14 protein-coding genes are annotated in these 15,948 nt (G+C 55.2%); 10 read left to right on the top strand and 4 right to left on the bottom strand.

Features of this window, described 5'->3' with window-relative positions; all coding sequences use genetic code 11:
- The first annotated feature begins 10 nt into the window (after nt 1–10).
- The 9 genes from flgD to flgL all read left to right on the top strand — a co-directional run bounded on the left by flgD (nt 11) and on the right by flgL (nt 9,506).
- Entirely contained in the window at nt 11–700 is a 690-nt protein-coding gene (flgD, locus tag ACQZQY_RS17585; RefSeq protein ID WP_056769742.1) for a flagellar hook assembly protein FlgD, read from the top strand.
- A 177-nt stretch (nt 701–877) separates the two neighbouring features.
- Nucleotides 878–2,125: a flagellar hook protein FlgE gene (flgE, locus tag ACQZQY_RS17580; RefSeq protein WP_122094997.1), complete on the top strand. Its 1,248-nt coding sequence runs from the start codon at nt 878–880 to the stop codon at nt 2,123–2,125.
- A 29-nt stretch (nt 2,126–2,154) separates the two neighbouring features.
- The gene (locus ACQZQY_RS17575) at nt 2,155–2,910 is read left to right on the top strand and encodes a flagellar basal body rod protein FlgF (protein ID WP_056769745.1); all 756 of its coding nucleotides are present in this window, start codon (nt 2,155–2,157) and stop codon (nt 2,908–2,910) included.
- Nucleotides 2,911–2,931: 21 nt separating this feature from the next.
- On the top strand, nt 2,932–3,714 hold the full coding sequence (gene flgG / locus ACQZQY_RS17570) for a flagellar basal-body rod protein FlgG (protein ID WP_056769747.1): 783 nt from the start codon (nt 2,932–2,934) through the stop codon (nt 3,712–3,714).
- A 138-nt stretch (nt 3,715–3,852) separates the two neighbouring features.
- Entirely contained in the window at nt 3,853–4,569 is a 717-nt protein-coding gene (locus ACQZQY_RS17565) for a flagellar basal body L-ring protein FlgH (RefSeq protein ID WP_122095614.1), read from the top strand.
- 10 nt (nt 4,570–4,579) lie between these two features.
- Nucleotides 4,580–5,686 (top strand): flagellar basal body P-ring protein FlgI, encoded by a 1,107-nt coding sequence (locus tag ACQZQY_RS17560; RefSeq protein WP_056769751.1) that lies wholly within the window; start codon nt 4,580–4,582, stop codon nt 5,684–5,686.
- A complete protein-coding gene (gene flgJ / locus ACQZQY_RS17555) occupies nt 5,686–6,636 on the top strand; it encodes a flagellar assembly peptidoglycan hydrolase FlgJ (protein WP_122094999.1) in 951 nt (316 codons plus the stop codon). Before ACQZQY_RS17560 ends, flgJ begins: the two co-directional genes overlap by 1 nt.
- Before the next feature lie 187 nt (nt 6,637–6,823).
- Nucleotides 6,824–8,479, top strand: coding sequence for a flagellar hook-associated protein FlgK (gene flgK / locus ACQZQY_RS17550; protein WP_056769754.1), 1,656 nt, complete (start codon nt 6,824–6,826; stop codon nt 8,477–8,479).
- Nucleotides 8,480–8,543: 64 nt separating this feature from the next.
- Nucleotides 8,544–9,506, top strand: coding sequence for a flagellar hook-associated protein FlgL (gene flgL / locus ACQZQY_RS17545; RefSeq protein ID WP_056769756.1), 963 nt, complete (start codon nt 8,544–8,546; stop codon nt 9,504–9,506).
- Nucleotides 9,507–9,686: 180 nt separating this feature from the next.
- Here the strand turns inward: flgL and ACQZQY_RS17540 are convergent, their stop codons facing one another.
- The 4 genes from ACQZQY_RS17540 to xylA all read right to left on the bottom strand — a co-directional run bounded on the left by ACQZQY_RS17540 (nt 9,687) and on the right by xylA (nt 14,513).
- The gene (locus ACQZQY_RS17540; protein WP_056769757.1) at nt 9,687–10,379 is read right to left on the bottom strand and encodes a CidB/LrgB family autolysis modulator; all 693 of its coding nucleotides are present in this window, start codon (nt 10,377–10,379) and stop codon (nt 9,687–9,689) included.
- A complete protein-coding gene (locus ACQZQY_RS17535; RefSeq protein WP_122095003.1) occupies nt 10,372–10,776 on the bottom strand; it encodes a CidA/LrgA family protein in 405 nt (134 codons plus the stop codon). Before ACQZQY_RS17535 ends, ACQZQY_RS17540 begins: the two co-directional genes overlap by 8 nt.
- 859 nt (nt 10,777–11,635) lie before the next feature.
- Nucleotides 11,636–13,087: a xylulokinase gene (gene xylB, locus ACQZQY_RS17530; protein ID WP_431296104.1), complete on the bottom strand. Its 1,452-nt coding sequence runs from the start codon at nt 13,085–13,087 to the stop codon at nt 11,636–11,638.
- Between the two features lie 106 nt (nt 13,088–13,193).
- Nucleotides 13,194–14,513 (bottom strand): xylose isomerase, encoded by a 1,320-nt coding sequence (gene xylA, locus ACQZQY_RS17525; RefSeq protein WP_056769763.1) that lies wholly within the window; start codon nt 14,511–14,513, stop codon nt 13,194–13,196.
- Between the two features lie 381 nt (nt 14,514–14,894).
- Here xylA and xylF point away from each other — a divergent pair, with 381 nt between their 5' ends.
- Nucleotides 14,895–15,887, top strand: a complete 993-nt coding sequence (gene xylF / locus ACQZQY_RS17520; protein WP_056769764.1) for a D-xylose ABC transporter substrate-binding protein — start codon at nt 14,895–14,897, stop codon at nt 15,885–15,887.
- Nucleotides 15,888–15,948 lie beyond the last annotated feature (61 nt).

Below are 15,948 nucleotides of genomic sequence, written 5' to 3'. Positions count from 1 at the left end.
GGAGCGCACCATGGCAATTACCACGTCGATTAACGACACCACGGATAACACCATCGCGGCCACCGCTGCGACGTCCACCACGGGAAGCTCGGCTGACGACCTCTCCAGCAGTTTTCTGACCCTGTTAGTGGCTCAGCTGAAAAACCAGGATCCTACCAATCCGATGGATAACAGCCAGCTGACCACCCAGTTAGCGCAAATCAGCACCGTGAGCGGCATTGAAAAACTGAACACGACGCTGGGCAGCATTTCCGGGCAAATCACCAACGGCACCTCAGTTCAGGCAAGTTCGCTGATCGGCCACGGAGTGATGGTTTCCGGCAGCACTATTTTGGTCGGCAGCGACACAGACGGCACCGTCAGCACCACGCCATTTGGCCTGGAGCTGGAAAGCGCGTCAGACAACGTGACCGCCACCATCACCGATTCTACGGGCAAAGCCGTGAAGACCATCAGCCTGGGTTCCCAGACTGCCGGTGTCCACAGCTACACCTGGGATGGCACGCAGGACGACGGCACCAAAGCCCCGAACGGCAGCTATTCCTTCAGCATCAATGCGCTGAATAACAATCAGCAAATGGTGGCAACACCGCTGAACTATGCACTGGTCAACGGCGTGATCAACAGCAAAACCGGCACCTCGCTGGATCTCGGTGTACGCGGAACGACGACAGTCGATCAGGTAAGACAGATTTTGTAATCGTTTTGCTCCTCCCTCTGCAAAGGGGGAGGCGGGGAGTGTGTATTGCGGGTCGCGCCTGCGCAGCCGTGATACCGCCCCCCAACCCTCACCGTTGCCGGAGAGGGAGCCAAAGACGCCTCTTCGCAGGGGAGGAGCTAAAGATGCATAAACACTACACAGTAAACTGGAGCTAACATGAGCTTTTCACAAGCAGTCAGCGGCCTGAGCGCAGCATCGTCCAACCTGGACGTGATCGGTAACAACATCGCCAACTCCGCGACCGTGGGTTTCAAAACCGCGACCGCTTCTTTTGCCGATATGTTCGCCGGTTCACAAACGGGGATGGGCGTTAAAGTCGCCGCAGTCACACAGAATTTCAATGACGGTACCACCACCACAACGTCCCGTGGTCTGGACGTTGCACTGAGCGGAAACGGGTTCTTCCGTCTGGCCGACAGCAGCGGCACCGTGTATTACTCGCGTAACGGCCAGCTGTCTCTCGACGCTAACCGTAATCTGGTGAACATGCAGGGTCTGAGCGTGACCGGTTATCCGGCCACCGGCACACCGCCGACTATCGCGGCCGGTGCGCAACCTGTTGCCCTGAGCGTGCCAACCACCATGATGAGCGCCAAATCGACCGTGGGTGGCACAATGGTCGCCAACCTGAACTCAACGGATACCGCGCCGAAAACAGCCACATTCAACAGCAGCGATGACACCAGCTACAACTACGTCAACAGCATCACGACGTATGACTCACTGGGTAACGCGCACGATAACAACGTCTACTTCGTGAAGTCGGCCACCCTGGCGAACAGCTGGGATGTCTACTCGCAGGACGGCAGCGTGGCAGGTTCAACCGCCGCCAAAATCGGCTCTCTGAACTTCACCACCAGCGGCGCACTGACCAGCACCAGCTCCGCCACTGGCGCTGCGCAAACCGGTCTGACCCTGACCTTACCGATGAACACCGCCACCAACGGCGCGGTCCCCGGGCAGACCGTTGCACTGGACTTCACCGGCAGTATCCAGCAGAGCACCGGCAGCAACAGCATCGGCTCCCTGACGCAGGATGGCTATGCCGCAGGCCAGATGACCGGTTACACCATCAATAACGACGGCACCATCACCGGCACTTACTCCAACCAGAAAACGCAGTTACTCGGCCAGATCGTGCTGAGCTCCTTCTCTAACCCGGAAGGCCTGAAATCTGAAGGCGATAACGTCTGGACTGCCACCTCCTCTTCCGGTCAGCCCGTAAACGGCATCGCCAGCGAAGGCGGTTTCGCCAGTATCACCAGTGGCGCGCTGGAATCTTCCAACGTCGATCTGAGTGCCGAACTGGTGAACATGATCGTTGCTCAGCGTAACTATCAGTCGAATGCGCAAACCATCAAAACTCAGGACTCCATCCTGAACACGCTGGTTAACCTGCGCTAACGCGCGATAAAACTCGATAGGGCAGCACTATGGATCACGCTATCTACACCGCGATGGGCGCAGCCAGCCAGACGCTGGTTCAGCAGTCGGTCACGTCAAGTAACCTGGCAAACGCCTCGACGCCGGGATTTCGCGCGCAGCTTTTAGCGATGCGCGCGGTACCGGTGGACGGCCAGAGTCTGGACACCCGCACACTGGTCACCGCGTCCACGCCGGGTGCAGACATGTCGCAGGGGAAACTTAACTACACGGGCCGTCCGCTGGATGTTGCCTTACAGCAGGACGGTTTCCTCGCGGTGCAGATGCCTGATGGCTCTGAAGCCTATACCCGTAACGGTGACATGCAGGTGTCTCCCACTAACCAGCTGACCGTTCAGGGTCATCCGGTGATGGGCGACAACGGGCCGATTGAAGTGCCGCCCAACTCGCAGCTGACCATCTCTGCGGACGGCACCATTGCCGTGCTGGAAGCCGGCGCTGATCCCAACACCATGGGGCAGCTCGGTAAACTGAAACTGGTAAAAGCCACCGGGAGCGAAGTGACGCGAGGCGATGACGGCATGTTCCGTCTGACGCCGGAAACGGCACAGGCCCGTGGGAATGCGCTTGCCGCCGACCCGACCATTCACGTGATGCCCGGAACCCTTGAAGGCAGCAACGTGAAACCGGTCGAAACCATGGTTGACATGATCGCCAACGCCCGTCGCTTTGAGATGCAGATGAAAGTCATCCACAGCGTCGATGAAAATGAACAACGCGCCAATAATCTGCTGTCACTGACCTGATGATGGCAGAGGAGTAACGACATGATCCCATCGCTTTATATCGCGAAAACCGGTCTGGATGCACAGCAGACCAATATGGACGTCATCGCCAACAACCTGGCGAACGTCAGCACCAACGGCTTTAAACGCCAGCGTGCGGTTTTTGAAGATTTGCTGTACCAGACAATCCGCCAGCCGGGTGCGCAGTCGTCTGAACAGACGAACCTGCCTTCCGGTTTGCAGATCGGTACCGGTGTTCGCCCTGTCTCCACTGAACGTCTGTTCTCGCAGGGCAACCTGTCGCAGACCAGCAACAGTAAAGATATCGCCGTAAAAGGTGAGGGCTTCTTCCAGGTCCAACTGCCTGACGGCACCACCGCGTATACCCGTGACGGTTCTTTCCAGGTGGATCAGAACGGTCAGCTGGTGACATCCAGCGGCTATCAGGTCATTCCTGCGATCACCATCCCGACCAACGCGCTCAGCATGACCGTTGGCCGTGACGGGATCGTCAGCGTCACCCAGCAGGGGCAGACAGCGGCCCAGCAGGTCGGTCAGCTGACGCTGAGCACCTTTATCAACAACAGCGGCCTGGAATCTATGGGTGAAAACCTGTACCAGGAAACCCAAAGCTCCGGCGCGCCGACAGAAAGCACGCCGGGTCTGAACGGCGCTGGCCTGTTGTATCAGGGCTATGTTGAAACCTCGAACGTTAACGTGGCGGAAGAACTGGTCAACATGATCCAGACGCAACGTGCGTACGAAATCAACAGTAAAGCGGTGTCCACATCGGACGAAATGCTGCAGAAACTTTCGCAGCTGTAATCTTTGCCGCCCTTACCGGCACTCTGCGGTCAGGGCGGGAAAAACAAGAGGACAGGGGCGGAAACGTGCCTGTCCTGTACGGTTTCTGATTCCTGTCAGGTCGATTTTTTTAAGGCGATAACTGTGGTGACCAAAAAAATAACGTCGGTAAAGACTTCTCTTGTAAACCGACCAGGCAAGCTGGCGCTGCCGCTGTTAGTGACGTTACTGGCGAACGGTTGCGCGTATTTTCCGCATACCCCGCTGGTCCCTGGCACAACCACAGCTCAGCCTGCGCCAGCCGCACCGCCGGTTCCTAACGGTTCGATTTTCCAGTCAGTTCAGCCGATGAACTACGGTTATCAGCCTTTGTTCGAAGACCGTCGTCCGCGCAATATCGGCGATACCCTGACGATTGTGTTGCAGGAAAACGTCAGTGCGAGCAAAAGCTCCTCGGCCAACGCCAGCCGCAACGGCTCCACCAAGTTTGGCTTTGATACCACACCGCGTTATCTGGAAGGCCTGTTCGGCAACGCCCGTGCGGCGGTGGATACCTCCGGCGATAACACCTTTGCGGGCAAAGGGGGCGCAGCGGCCAATAACAGCTTCACCGGCACATTGACCGTGACCGTCAGCGAAGTGCTGGCAAACGGCAACCTGAAAGTGGTCGGTGAGAAACAAATCGAAATTAATCAGGGAACCGAGTTCATCCGGTTCTCCGGTGTCGTCAACCCACGCACCATCAGCGGCGCGAATGCGGTGATCTCCACACAGGTGGCGGATGCGCGTATCGAGTACGTGGGCAATGGCTACATCAATGAAGCGCAGAACATGGGCTGGTTGCAGCGGTTCTTCCTAAACTTATCGCCGTTATAACGAGGCAATCATGCGAAAAATTCTTTCCGGTATCTTCTGTCTGGCGATGTCCGCCCTGGTGATACTGCCCGCATCAGCCGATCGTATTCGTGATTTGACCACGGTACAGGGCGTGCGTGATAACGCCCTGATCGGCTACGGCTTAGTTGTCGGCCTTGACGGTACCGGTGACCAGACCACGCAGACGCCTTTCACCACCCAAACGCTGACCAACATGCTCTCGCAGCTGGGGATCACCGTTCCCGCTGGCACCAACATGCAGCTGAAAAACGTTGCCGCGGTGATGGTAACCGCCAAGATGCCACCGTTCTCCCGCGCCGGTCAGGCCATCGACGTGGTGGTGTCCTCCATGGGTAACGCCAAAAGTATTCGCGGCGGCACCCTGCTGATGACCCCGATGAAAGGGGTGGATAACCAGGTTTACGCGCTGGCGCAGGGTAACGTGCTGGTCGGCGGTGCAGGGGCTTCTGCCGGGGGCAGCAGCGTGACGGTTAACCAGGTGTCCGGCGGGCGTATCACCGGCGGCGCCACCATTGAACGCGAACTGCCAAGCACCTTCGGCACCGAAGGCGTGATCAGTCTGCAACTCAATGACGAAGATTTTAATCTGGCGCAGCAAGTCAGCGATGCCATCAACCGTCAGGGAATGGGCGTGGCCTCTGCGCTGGATTCCCGCAATATTCAGATTGTGGTGCCGCGCGGCAATGTCTCGCAGGTACGCATTCTGGCGCAGATTCAGAACATTGAAGTCAACGTCGGGCCGATGGATGCGAAAGTGATCATCAACTCCCGTACCGGCTCGGTGGTGATGAACCGCGACGTGACGCTGGACAGCTGTGCCGTCGCGCAGGGCAACCTTTCCGTGGTGGTGGATCGCCAGAACGACGTCAGCCAGCCAAATACGCCATTCGGTGGCGGTCAAACGGTGGTGACGCCAAACACCAATATTTCGGTACGTCAGTCCGGCGGCTCAATTCAGCAGGTGCGTTCGAGCGCCAGCCTGAATAACGTGGTGCGTACCCTGAACGCGTTAGGCGCGACGCCTATCGATCTGATGTCTATTTTGCAGGCCATGAAAACAGCCGGTTGCCTGCGCGCTGATTTGGAAATTATCTGATGAGCGATCTGATGTCGATGTCCGGGGCCGCGTATGACGCGCAGTCCCTGAACAAACTGAAGCGGGATGTGGCGCAGGATCCTCAGGCGCACATCCGGGAAGTGGCGAAACAGTTTGAGGGGGTGTTCGTGCAGATGATGCTGAAAAGTATGCGTCAGGCCCTGCCCGAAGGCGGTTTGCTCAGCAGTGAGCAAACCAAGCTTTATACATCGATGTACGATCAGCAAATTGCGCAGGACATGTCCAACAAAGGGTTGGGCATGGCAGACATGATGGTGGAACAGCTGAGCGGCGGCACCAAACAGCCCTCAGAGCTGGCGGGCACCGTGCCGATGGCGCTGGACAACGAAGTGCTGAAAACCCTGCCGATTCAGGCGATGGAACAGTACCTGCGTAAAGCCATCCCGACGGCACCTGACCGCACCACCAGCGGCGCGCCGTTGTCTCAGGGGAGCGGCCAGTTCGTCTCAAACCTGAGCATTCCGGCGCAGGTGGCCAGTAAAGACAGCGGCATCCCGCATCAGCTGATCATGGCGCAGGCCGCGCTGGAGTCCGGCTGGGGGCAACGTGAAATTCCCACCAGCGACGGCAAACGCAGCTTTAACCTGTTCGGCATCAAAGCCGGCAGCAGCTGGGACGGCCCGACCACCCAGATCACCACCACCGAATATTCCAACGGTGTGGCGAAAAAAGTCCAGGCCAGCTTCCGCGTTTACGGCTCTTATGTGGAAGCCATCAGCGATTACATTAAATTGCTGACCAATAACCCGCGCTATGCGCAGGTCGCCTCGGCCAGCACGCCTGAACAGGCGGCACATGCGCTGCAAAAAGCGGGCTATGCCACAGACCCGAATTACGCCGACAAACTGGTGAGTGTTATCCAGAAAATCAAAGGCGCTGGCGAGCAGGCAGTGAAAGCCTACAGCCATGATCTCAAAGATATTTTCTGATATGCACGTTCTAAATGGCAACCTCCTCTCAGACCTGAAAAAAGTTTGAAAGCGGTTGCCATTTTTTTCTCAAGTTTTCGCAGTCGAAGCCGATAACCAGATCAATATGGGAAAAGGGCCAGGCCCCGACCCGAACCCTTTAATTATCCGGCGGTAAAATTTTACACCGGCAGCCAAAAGGTCACTCATGTCCAGTAGCTTAATCAATACCGCAATGAGCGGACTGAACGCAGCGCAGGCTGCGCTCAGCACCACCGGTAATAACATCGCTAACGTCAGTGTGGCCGGTTATAACCGCCAGACAACGATCATCAATCAAAGCAATGGCACCGCGACGGGCGCAGGCTATATCGGTAACGGCGTCACCGTCACCGGCATCAACCGCGAGTACAACGCCTTTGTGGTGACGCAGTTACTGGGTTCCAGCGCCACCAGCAGCGCGTTATCGACCCAACTGGGCCAGGCAAGCTCCATTGATGACTTGCTGGGTGACAGCTCAACGGGCATTGATGCCACCATGGCGACCTTCTTCAAGGGCCTGCAAACCCTGACCAGCAACGCCAGCGACAGCTCCGCGCGTCAGGCCGTGTTGGGCGAAGCACAAGGGCTGACCGCGCAGTTCAACAGTTCAGCAAAATACCTGAACGACATGAACACCGCCGTTAACCAGCAGATCTCGCAGAACGTTGATCAGATCAACACGTTCGCCTCGCAGATTGCCAAATTGAACACGCAGATCACCACCACGCGCGGCAGCACCGGGCAGGAGCCTAATGCGCTGCTCGATCAACGCGATCAGCTGGTCAGCAAGCTCAACGACATTACCGGTGTCACCGTCACGCAGCAGGATGGCGATACCTACAACGTCTCCTTTGCCAACGGCGTGCCACTGGTGAGCGGTGGAAATGCTAAAACTGTGGTGGCCGTCGCCTCCAGTGCAGATCCGACCAAAATGACCGTGGGCATGACGCAGCCGGATGGCTCCGTGTCACAGATTCAGGAAAGCCGCATGACCACCGGTTCTCTCGGTGGCGCGTTGTCTTTCCGCAAAGATAACCTGGAACCGGCCATCAACCAGTTAGGTCAGTTAGCGCTGACGATGGCTGACAGCTTCAACACCACCAACAAAGCCGGTTTCGACCTCAATGGCACCCAGGGCACGGATTTCTTCACCTTCACCGGCGCGACCACGGTAGGTAACACCAAAAACCAGGGCACGGCGGATGTGAGCGTGGCCTACACTGACACGTCAGCGGTTAAAGCCAGCGATTACACCATGGCTTATAACGGCAGCAGCTGGGATGTGACCCGCGTTTCCGACGGGGCAAAAATCACGCCGACCACTGGCCCGAATGACAGCAACGGTAACCCGACGATGGAATTCGACGGCCTGTCCGTTTCTGTCAGCGGCACCCCGTCAACCAAAGACAGTTTCACCATCAAAACGGTGAGTAATGTGGCGGGCAGTGTGAATGTCGCGATCAGCGATTCTTCACTGATCGCCGCTGCGGGCTCAGCAGACACCGGCGTCAGCGATAACACCAACGCGCAGAAAATGCTGAATCTGCAAACCGCCAAACTGGTGGAAGGTAAATCAACCTTGTCCGGCGCGTATGCCAGCCTGGTCAGCAACGTGGGGAACCAGGTCAGCACACTGACTACCACCAACACCGCGCAGGCCAACATTGTCACCCAGCTGACCGCACAACAGCAGTCTATCTCCGGGGTTAACCTCGATGAGGAATACGGCGATCTGCAACGTTACCAGCAATATTATCTGGCGAACGCGCAGGTCGTGCAGACGGCTTCGACGATTTTCGACGCGATCATCAACCTTCGCTGATACCGCCGCCTTCAGGCCGCTGGTGTTTAGAACGTATTATTTGAACTGATAAGGAACTGATGCCATGCGCCTTAGTACCAATATGATTTATCAACAAAACATGGATGCGGTTCTGGATGGTCAGAACCGTTTTCAGGCCACCGGTTTACAGCTGTCTACCGGTTCTAAAGTGAGCAAGCCTTCGGACGATCCGCTGGCGGCATCGCAGGCCGTATTGGTTCGTCAGGCTTCGGCTGAAAACAAACAGTTTTCAGTGGCGCGCACTTTCGCTAATCAGAGCATGAGTCAGGAAGAGTCGATTCTCTCCAGCGTGACCAGCACGATTCAGGACGCGCAGACGCTGATCGTTCAGGCCGGTGACGGCTCGTTAAGCGATGATGACCGTTCTTCTCTGGCGACCAAACTCGAAAGCCTGAAGTCTCAGCTGCTCAACATGTCGAACAGCACCGACGGTAATGGCCGCTATATTTTTGCCGGTTATAAGAGTGATACACCGCCGTTTACGCAAGATGCGACCACGGGTGCAGTGTCTTATTCGGGCGGCACAACGGCCATCACTCAGCAGGTGGATGCCAGCCGTACCATGACCATCAACCACACCGGTAATGAAGTTTTCCAGACCCTGACCGGTGATGCGAAAGCGGAACCCAACGGCGACCCCAGCGAGCCCGATATCTTCAAAACCATTGATGGTGCGCTGAAAGCCCTGAAAACGCCGTCTGCGGATTACACCACCGACACCGAGTACACGGACGCGATTGGTAAAGCCAACCGTGGCCTGAGCAACTCGCTGAACAACGTGTTGTCTGTGCGTTCAGAGCTGGGTACGCAGATGAGTGAGCTGGACACGCTGGATACGCTCGGTGATAACCGTGAAGTGACCAACGCCAGCAAGCTGAGTGATTTGGTGGACACTGACTGGACGTCAGCAATTTCGACTTATACGCTGCAGCAGGTTGCGCTTCAGGCGTCTTATAAGACGTACAGCACCATGCAGGGCATGTCACTGTTTCAGATGAATTCGTAATCCCTCCTGCGCGGCTTCGCGCAAGACATCTCCTCTTCGTTATCGACTGCCTGCCCGTTTTAACGCGGGCAGGCAGGCTCTTTTCTGACTGTACTTAAACCGGGTACTTTCAGTTTTGTATGTCACTTTTTCTAAGGTTGAAGTGACATACTCTTTTTCCTCGTCGTGCTTCTGGTCAGCTCATCCAAACAACGCTAACAGTACCGGGAACAGGAACGGGGCGAGCAGGGAAGTGATAATCCCGCAAATCACCAGTGCCAGTGAGCTGAATGCGCCTTCCTGATAATCCATTTCCGCACAGCGTGCAGTGCCGAGTGCGTGCGACGCAGTACCCATCGCCAGGCCGCGCGACGCTTTAGTGGTGATCTTCAGCAGATTCAAAATACTGTGGCCGAAAACGGCGCCGAGGATCCCGACGAATATCACGCACACGGCGCTGATAGCAGGAATACCGTTGATGGATTGCGCTGTCGCCATCGCAATCGGCGTGGTGACGGATTTCGGTAATACCGATGCGGCGATCTGCGGTGTTGCCCCCATCCACAAGGCAATGGCGGTGCCGGTAACCATCGCCACCACGCTGCCGATAAAGCAGATGCTGATAATGGATTTCCAGCGCGCGCGGATCTGGTGTAGCTGTTCGTACAACGGAAACGCCAGTGCCACCACGGCGGGTTGCAGCAAATCATTAAGGATTTTGCTGCCCGCAAAATAGCGTGCGTAAGGGATGTTGGTCACCAGCAGCAAAGGAATAATCACCACCATCGACATCAGCAACGGGTTAAGCAGCGGCATTTTGAGCCTGATCGCCAGTTTGCGGGTGGCGAAAAAGACCAGCAGCGTCAGCGGCAAGGACCACAGAATATCAATCATTTTTTTCCTCCGCGCTTTCCTTAATTGTCCCGCGATCGCCGTGAATATAGTGGGAGCAATAGGCCACCACCAGCAGCACCACCAGCGTACTTACCAGGCAAGACACCACCAGCGGACCGAACTGCGTACGCAACTGCTCGTAATAATTCATCACCCCGACGCCGATAGGAACGAACAACAACGCCATGTAGCGGATCAGCACGTTGCAGCCGGGTTTGACCCATTTAAACGGCAGAATTTGTGTTGAGAGCAGGCAAAACAAAATCAGCATCCCGATAATGCTGCCGGGGATAGTGAGAGGCAAAAGAGAGGAAATGGCGTTACCGGCGAATAAACACAGGTAAATCAGAATAAACGCCCGAATATATTGAAATGCCAGAGAGACTGCGTTGCTCATGGTGTTTCACCCAGTTGAATGATGCATTCATCATACAATTAAGATGTGATCTGTGCCACATAACTCAGTATGAAATTTAGGAATGAAGTGTATTCCAAATGGGGGCGTCTTGGCGCGGGGAAAGTGTTAAGCAGGGAGGTGTTTAAATTCAACTTCAAGGTCAAGACCGTGGGTTGCCACCCACACCGGCCTTAAGGTCAAGACCGTGGGTTGCCACCCACACCGGCCTTAAGGGGGGCTTATCGCCGCCCCCCTTAAGAATCCCTGGCTCTTTTACTGCGCGCTGCCGCTTGCTGGCTATGTTTCAGCGGCTCCTCCTATTGCCGCAAACGCCGCCGCTGCGCGGTCCTCTCATTTCAGGTTCGGACCCGCTCGGAAAAATACCCTCGCGGTTTCTCACCGTTCATTCGACGTCGTTTTGAGCGCGGCCTATGGCTATGTAAAACAAATATTTTTCTCCTTCTGCGATGTGGAAGGAGGAAAGCAGAATCAAACACATCGTTTTGACTTTAAAAATGCCATTGGCCGCGCTCAAAAATCACGCCGGAGGGAGTGGTGGAAAACCGCGCGTGTTTTTGCGCGGGTTGTAACCCGAGCGGAGGGCACCGCGCAGCGGCGGGATTTTGCGGCAATAACGCGAGCCCCTGAAACATAGCCCGCGAGCGGCAGCGCGCAGTTAAAAAAAACGCGGGATTGTTAAGGGGCGCGTTTACGCCCCTTAACCCGGTGTGGGCCGGCGCCCACGACCTTGACCTTGATGCAGCGCGCAGCGGCGCGATTTTGCTGCAATAGCCGGAGCCACTGAAACATAGCCAGCAAGCCCAAGGTCTCGACCTTGAAGAGTTGGCTGAAGCCACTATCACATCAAGTCTTCAAGCCGCTTATACAACTCCCTGAATACATCGCGGCGGGCGCCATACGCGGTATGTTTCTGCGCGTCGGGTTGATGCACCTGTTCAAGCGGGAGTTCCGGCAGGAAATGCTCCACCGGTTTGCCCGGATTTTCGGCGATTTGCGCCAGTCTTGCCGCGCCCAGCGCTGGCCCGACGTCGCCACCCGTGCGGTATTCCAGCGTCTGACCGCTGATATCCGCCAGCATTTGCCGCCAGTAAGGGCTGCGTGCGCCGCCGCCGATAAGCGTTATGCTTTTCGGCTTCAGGCCGGTGGCATGTAACACATCCATGCCGTCGGCGAGCGCGAAACCGACGCCTTCGAGAACCGCGCGGGCGATATCCGCCGGACCGTGCTGGTGGGTCAGGCCGAAGAGGGTGCCTTTGGCATTCGGGTTATTGTGCGGGGTGCGTTCGCCGGAAAGATACGGCAGGAACCAGACCGGTGAATCTGCCGGTGGCGTGTTCTCTGCCAGCGCGATCAGTTCTGCAACAGAAGCCGTGCCGGTGAGGTTTGCGGCCCAGTCAAGACAGGAGGCGGCGCTGAGCATCACTGACATCAAATGCCAGGTGTCGGGTAATGCATGACAGAAACTGTGAACGGCCTGCTGCGGATTACTCAGGAACCCGTCGCTGACGGCGAAATAGACGCCGGATGTACCGAGTGACAACATCGCTTGTCCGGTTTTATATAAACCGACGCCGACGGCACCTGCGGCATTATCCCCACCGCCTGCGATGACGGGCACGCAATCCATGCCCCAGCGTGCGGCCAGTTCTGGCAACAGCTGGCCGGTGATCTCATTGCCTTCAAACAGCGCCGGCATGTGCTGACGCGTCAGGCCGGTGGCGGCGAGCATATTGTCGCTCCAGTCACGGTTGGCAACGTCAAGCCACATTGTGCCAGCGGCATCAGACATGTCGCTGGCAAAAACGCCGGTCATTAACAGACGCAGGTAATCTTTTGGCAGTAATACTTTGTCGATTTTGGCAAACAGGGCCGGTTCGTTTTCACGCAGCCAAAGCAGTTTTGGTGCGGTGAAGCCCGGCATCATCAGGTTGCCGGTAATACGACGCGAATCAGCAACGGCGGCTTCCAGTTGCTGGCACTGGCTGAAACTGCGGCCATCATTCCAGAGAATAGCCGGACGCAGGACGTTTTGCCCGGCATCCAGTACGGTTGCGCCATGCATCTGCCCGGTGATCCCGATCGCTTTAACCTGTTTTAACGGATGACGCATCGAGAGTGCTGAAATGGCGTTGCCGGTGGCTGTCCACCAGTCGGCGGGATTTTGTTCTGACCATAACGGGTGGGGGCGGGAAAGGGTTAACGCCTCACTGTGGCTGGCAACCACCTGACCCTCTTCACTGAGTAAAATCACTTTAACGCCAGAGGTGCCGAGATCTATACCGAGATACATACCAGATTCCTTTTTATGTCAGTAGGGGGTAACCCATTCATGCCTGCATAAATAAATAACGCCCTGCGAACCGGAGGCAGGCAGGGCGTAAATCATTGCTTATGCATTAACCAAACAGATAACGGTTAACCAGATTTTCCAGACGTTCCTGCTGGCCGCTCTGGTGCTGAGGATTGATCTCATTTTGCTGCGCCATGCTGCTGAGGGATTCCAGGGACATCTTACCTTGCAGAATTTGCTGGCCCAGTTCGGTATTCCAGCCGGCGTAACGCTGCGCAACGTGTTTATCCAGTTCACGGCTTTCAATCATTCGTGCTGCCACTTTCAGCGCCAGCGCCATGGTGTCCATGCCGCCAATATGGCCGTAGAACAGATCATATTTATCGGTGCTTTGACGACGAACCTTAGAGTCAAAGTTCAGGCCGCCGGTGGTGAACCCGCCCGCTTTGATGATTTCATACATGACCAGCGCATTTTCTTCAACGCTGTTTGGGAACTGATCGGTATCCCAGCCACATTGCGGGTCACCACGGTTAGCATCAACAGAACCAAAGATCCCGAGCGCAATGGCGTTCGCAATTTCATGATGGAATGAGTGACCGGCAAGCGTTGCGTGGTTTGCTTCGATGTTAACTTTGATCTCTTTTTCCAGACCGAATTGTTTAAGGAAGCCGTACACCGTCGCCACATCATAATCGTACTGATGTTTGGTTGGCTCCTGCGGTTTTGGTTCGATGAGCAGCGTGCCCTGGAAGCCGATTTTGTGTTTATGCTCAACCACCATCTGCATGAAGCGACCCAGTTGTTCGCGCTCCTGACGCAGATCGGTATTGAGCAGGGTTTCGTAACCTTCACGGCCGCCCCACAACACATAGTTTTCGCCGCCCAGTTTCTGGGTGGCATTCATGGCATTGACCACCTGCGTCGCCGCCCAGCTGTAGATTTCCGGGTTCGGGTTGGTCGCCGCACCGGCACCAAAGCGCGGGTTAGAGAAGCAGTTCGCCGTGCCCCACAGCAGTTTCACGCCGGTAGCTTCTTGTTTCTGTGCCAGAACGTCAGTCATTACCGCCAGGTTGTTAACGTATTCTTTCAGGGATGCGCCTTCCGGCGACACGTCCACGTCATGGAAGCAGTAATAAGGCACGTTCAGTTTTTTGAAGAATTCGAACGCCACATCGGCTTTGGCCTTGGCCAGTTCCAGTTCGTTACCCGGCTGCTGCCATGGGCGAACAAATGAGCCCGGGCCAAACATGTCGTTGCCGTTCCAGCAGAATGTGTGCCAGTAACAGGCTGCGAAACGCAGATGCTCAGCCATGGTTTTGCCGAGGATCACTTCTTCAGGATTGTAGTGACGAAATGCCAGCGGGTTAGTGCTGTTAGCACCTTCGTAGCGAACTGCATCCAGCTTGTCGAAATATGCGTGCATTGAAAAACTCCTTGAAAACGGGCCCAGCGGGACTGGGAGGCTGAGGCCCTATCTTCGGAGTTGTGACTTCTTCTAACAATTACGTTATTTCACACTCAATTTAATAGAATTATTAAATGTGCAGTAGATCGCATAATTAACCCCATTCATCTTGCTTTTCTCTGACTTTCGCGTGATGCCTCGATAATAAAATTACTAATCAGTGTCGAATTACAATCAAACCATGATCTTCATCAAACTTCCGGAAATAAACAAAAAATCATAACGCGGTGATTAAAATCTGCAATTGCCGATTAATTATTCAGCGACAACAATCCCTGTGTCATTTCTGTACGGTTTCTCTGTATCTGCCTCTTCTTATTCTTATAAAAGGTCTGAAAAATGAAAATGAATAAAATGATTCTTTCTGCCTGTGCTGCGTTGATATTGTTCAGCCAGACAGGCATGGCGAAAGAAATAAAAATAGGTATGGCGATTGATGACTTACGTTTAGAACGCTGGCAAAAAGACCGTGATATTTTTGTGGCTAAAGCCAAAACGCTGGGCGCCGATGTTTTTGTTCAGTCGGCAAACGGTAACGAAGAAACGCAGATGGCGCAGATCGAAAATATGATCAACCGTGGCGTCGATGTGCTGGTCATCATTCCTTATAACGGCGAAGTGCTGAGTAATGTTATCGCCGAAGCCAAGCGCGAAGGCATCAAAGTGCTGGCGTACGATCGCATGATCAACAACGCTGATATCGATTTTTACATCTCCTTTGATAACGAAAAAGTCGGGGAGTTGCAGGCTCAAAGCCTGGTGGAGCGCGTTCCTCAGGGCAATTACTTCCTGATGGGCGGCTCGCCGGTGGACAATAACGCCAAGCTGTTCCGCGCCGGGCAGATGAAAGTGTTAAATCCGCTGATCAAAGACGGAAAAATCAAAATCGTCGGTGACCAGTGGGCTGACGGGTGGTTGCCGGAAAATGCGCTGAAGATCATGGAAAATGCGCTGACCGCCAACAACAACAAAATTGATGCGGTGGTGGCGTCCAACGATGCCACTGCCGGCGGTGCGGTACAGGCCTTGTCTGCGCAAGGGCTGGCGGGCAAAGTGGCGATTTCCGGTCAGGACGCCGATCTGGCGGCCATCAAACGTATCGAAGCCGGAACTCAAACCATGACGGTGTACAAACCGATCACCAAACTGGCCAATGATGCGGCAGAAATTGCCGTGCAGTTAGGTAAGGGCGAAGCACCTAAATCTAACGCCACTTTAAATAACGGTAAAAAAGAAGTGCCTTCATTTTTATTAACGCCTATTCCGGTAGATAAAAATAATATTGAAAGCACGGTAGTGGCTGACGGTTTCCATAAAAAATCAGATCTTTAATTTTTCAATATTATCTATGAAAACAACACCTCTCATTCGGCGGTGTTGTTTTTATCAGGAT

The sequence above is a fragment of the Rahnella sp. PAMC25559 genome (assembly GCF_050632365.1).
In the GTDB taxonomy this organism is placed as follows: Bacteria; Pseudomonadota; Gammaproteobacteria; order Enterobacterales; family Enterobacteriaceae; genus Rahnella; species Rahnella rivi.
The sequence above is the reverse complement of the archived record's forward strand: the minus strand, read 5'-3'. Positions and strand labels throughout refer to the sequence as shown.

Excerpts from the sequence above, each read along its gene's own strand:
- flgL (WP_056769756.1), top strand. The coding sequence starts at position 8,544 with ATGCGCCTTAGTACCAATATGATTTATCAACAAAACATGGATGCGGTT.
- xylF (WP_056769764.1), top strand. The coding sequence starts at position 14,895 with ATGAAAATGAATAAAATGATTCTTTCTGCCTGTGCTGCGTTGATATTG.
- flgE (WP_122094997.1), top strand. The coding sequence starts at position 878 with ATGAGCTTTTCACAAGCAGTCAGCGGCCTGAGCGCAGCATCGTCCAAC.
- flgG (WP_056769747.1), top strand. The coding sequence starts at position 2,932 with ATGATCCCATCGCTTTATATCGCGAAAACCGGTCTGGATGCACAGCAG.
- ACQZQY_RS17560 (WP_056769751.1), top strand. The coding sequence starts at position 4,580 with ATGCGAAAAATTCTTTCCGGTATCTTCTGTCTGGCGATGTCCGCCCTG.
- xylB (WP_431296104.1), bottom strand. The coding sequence starts at position 13,087 with ATGTATCTCGGTATAGATCTCGGCACCTCTGGCGTTAAAGTGATTTTA.
- ACQZQY_RS17535 (WP_122095003.1), bottom strand. The coding sequence starts at position 10,776 with ATGAGCAACGCAGTCTCTCTGGCATTTCAATATATTCGGGCGTTTATT.
- flgD (WP_056769742.1), top strand. The coding sequence starts at position 11 with ATGGCAATTACCACGTCGATTAACGACACCACGGATAACACCATCGCG.
- xylA (WP_056769763.1), bottom strand. The coding sequence starts at position 14,513 with ATGCACGCATATTTCGACAAGCTGGATGCAGTTCGCTACGAAGGTGCT.
- ACQZQY_RS17575 (WP_056769745.1), top strand. The coding sequence starts at position 2,155 with ATGGATCACGCTATCTACACCGCGATGGGCGCAGCCAGCCAGACGCTG.
- flgJ (WP_122094999.1), top strand. The coding sequence starts at position 5,686 with ATGAGCGATCTGATGTCGATGTCCGGGGCCGCGTATGACGCGCAGTCC.
- flgK (WP_056769754.1), top strand. The coding sequence starts at position 6,824 with ATGTCCAGTAGCTTAATCAATACCGCAATGAGCGGACTGAACGCAGCG.
- ACQZQY_RS17540 (WP_056769757.1), bottom strand. The coding sequence starts at position 10,379 with ATGATTGATATTCTGTGGTCCTTGCCGCTGACGCTGCTGGTCTTTTTC.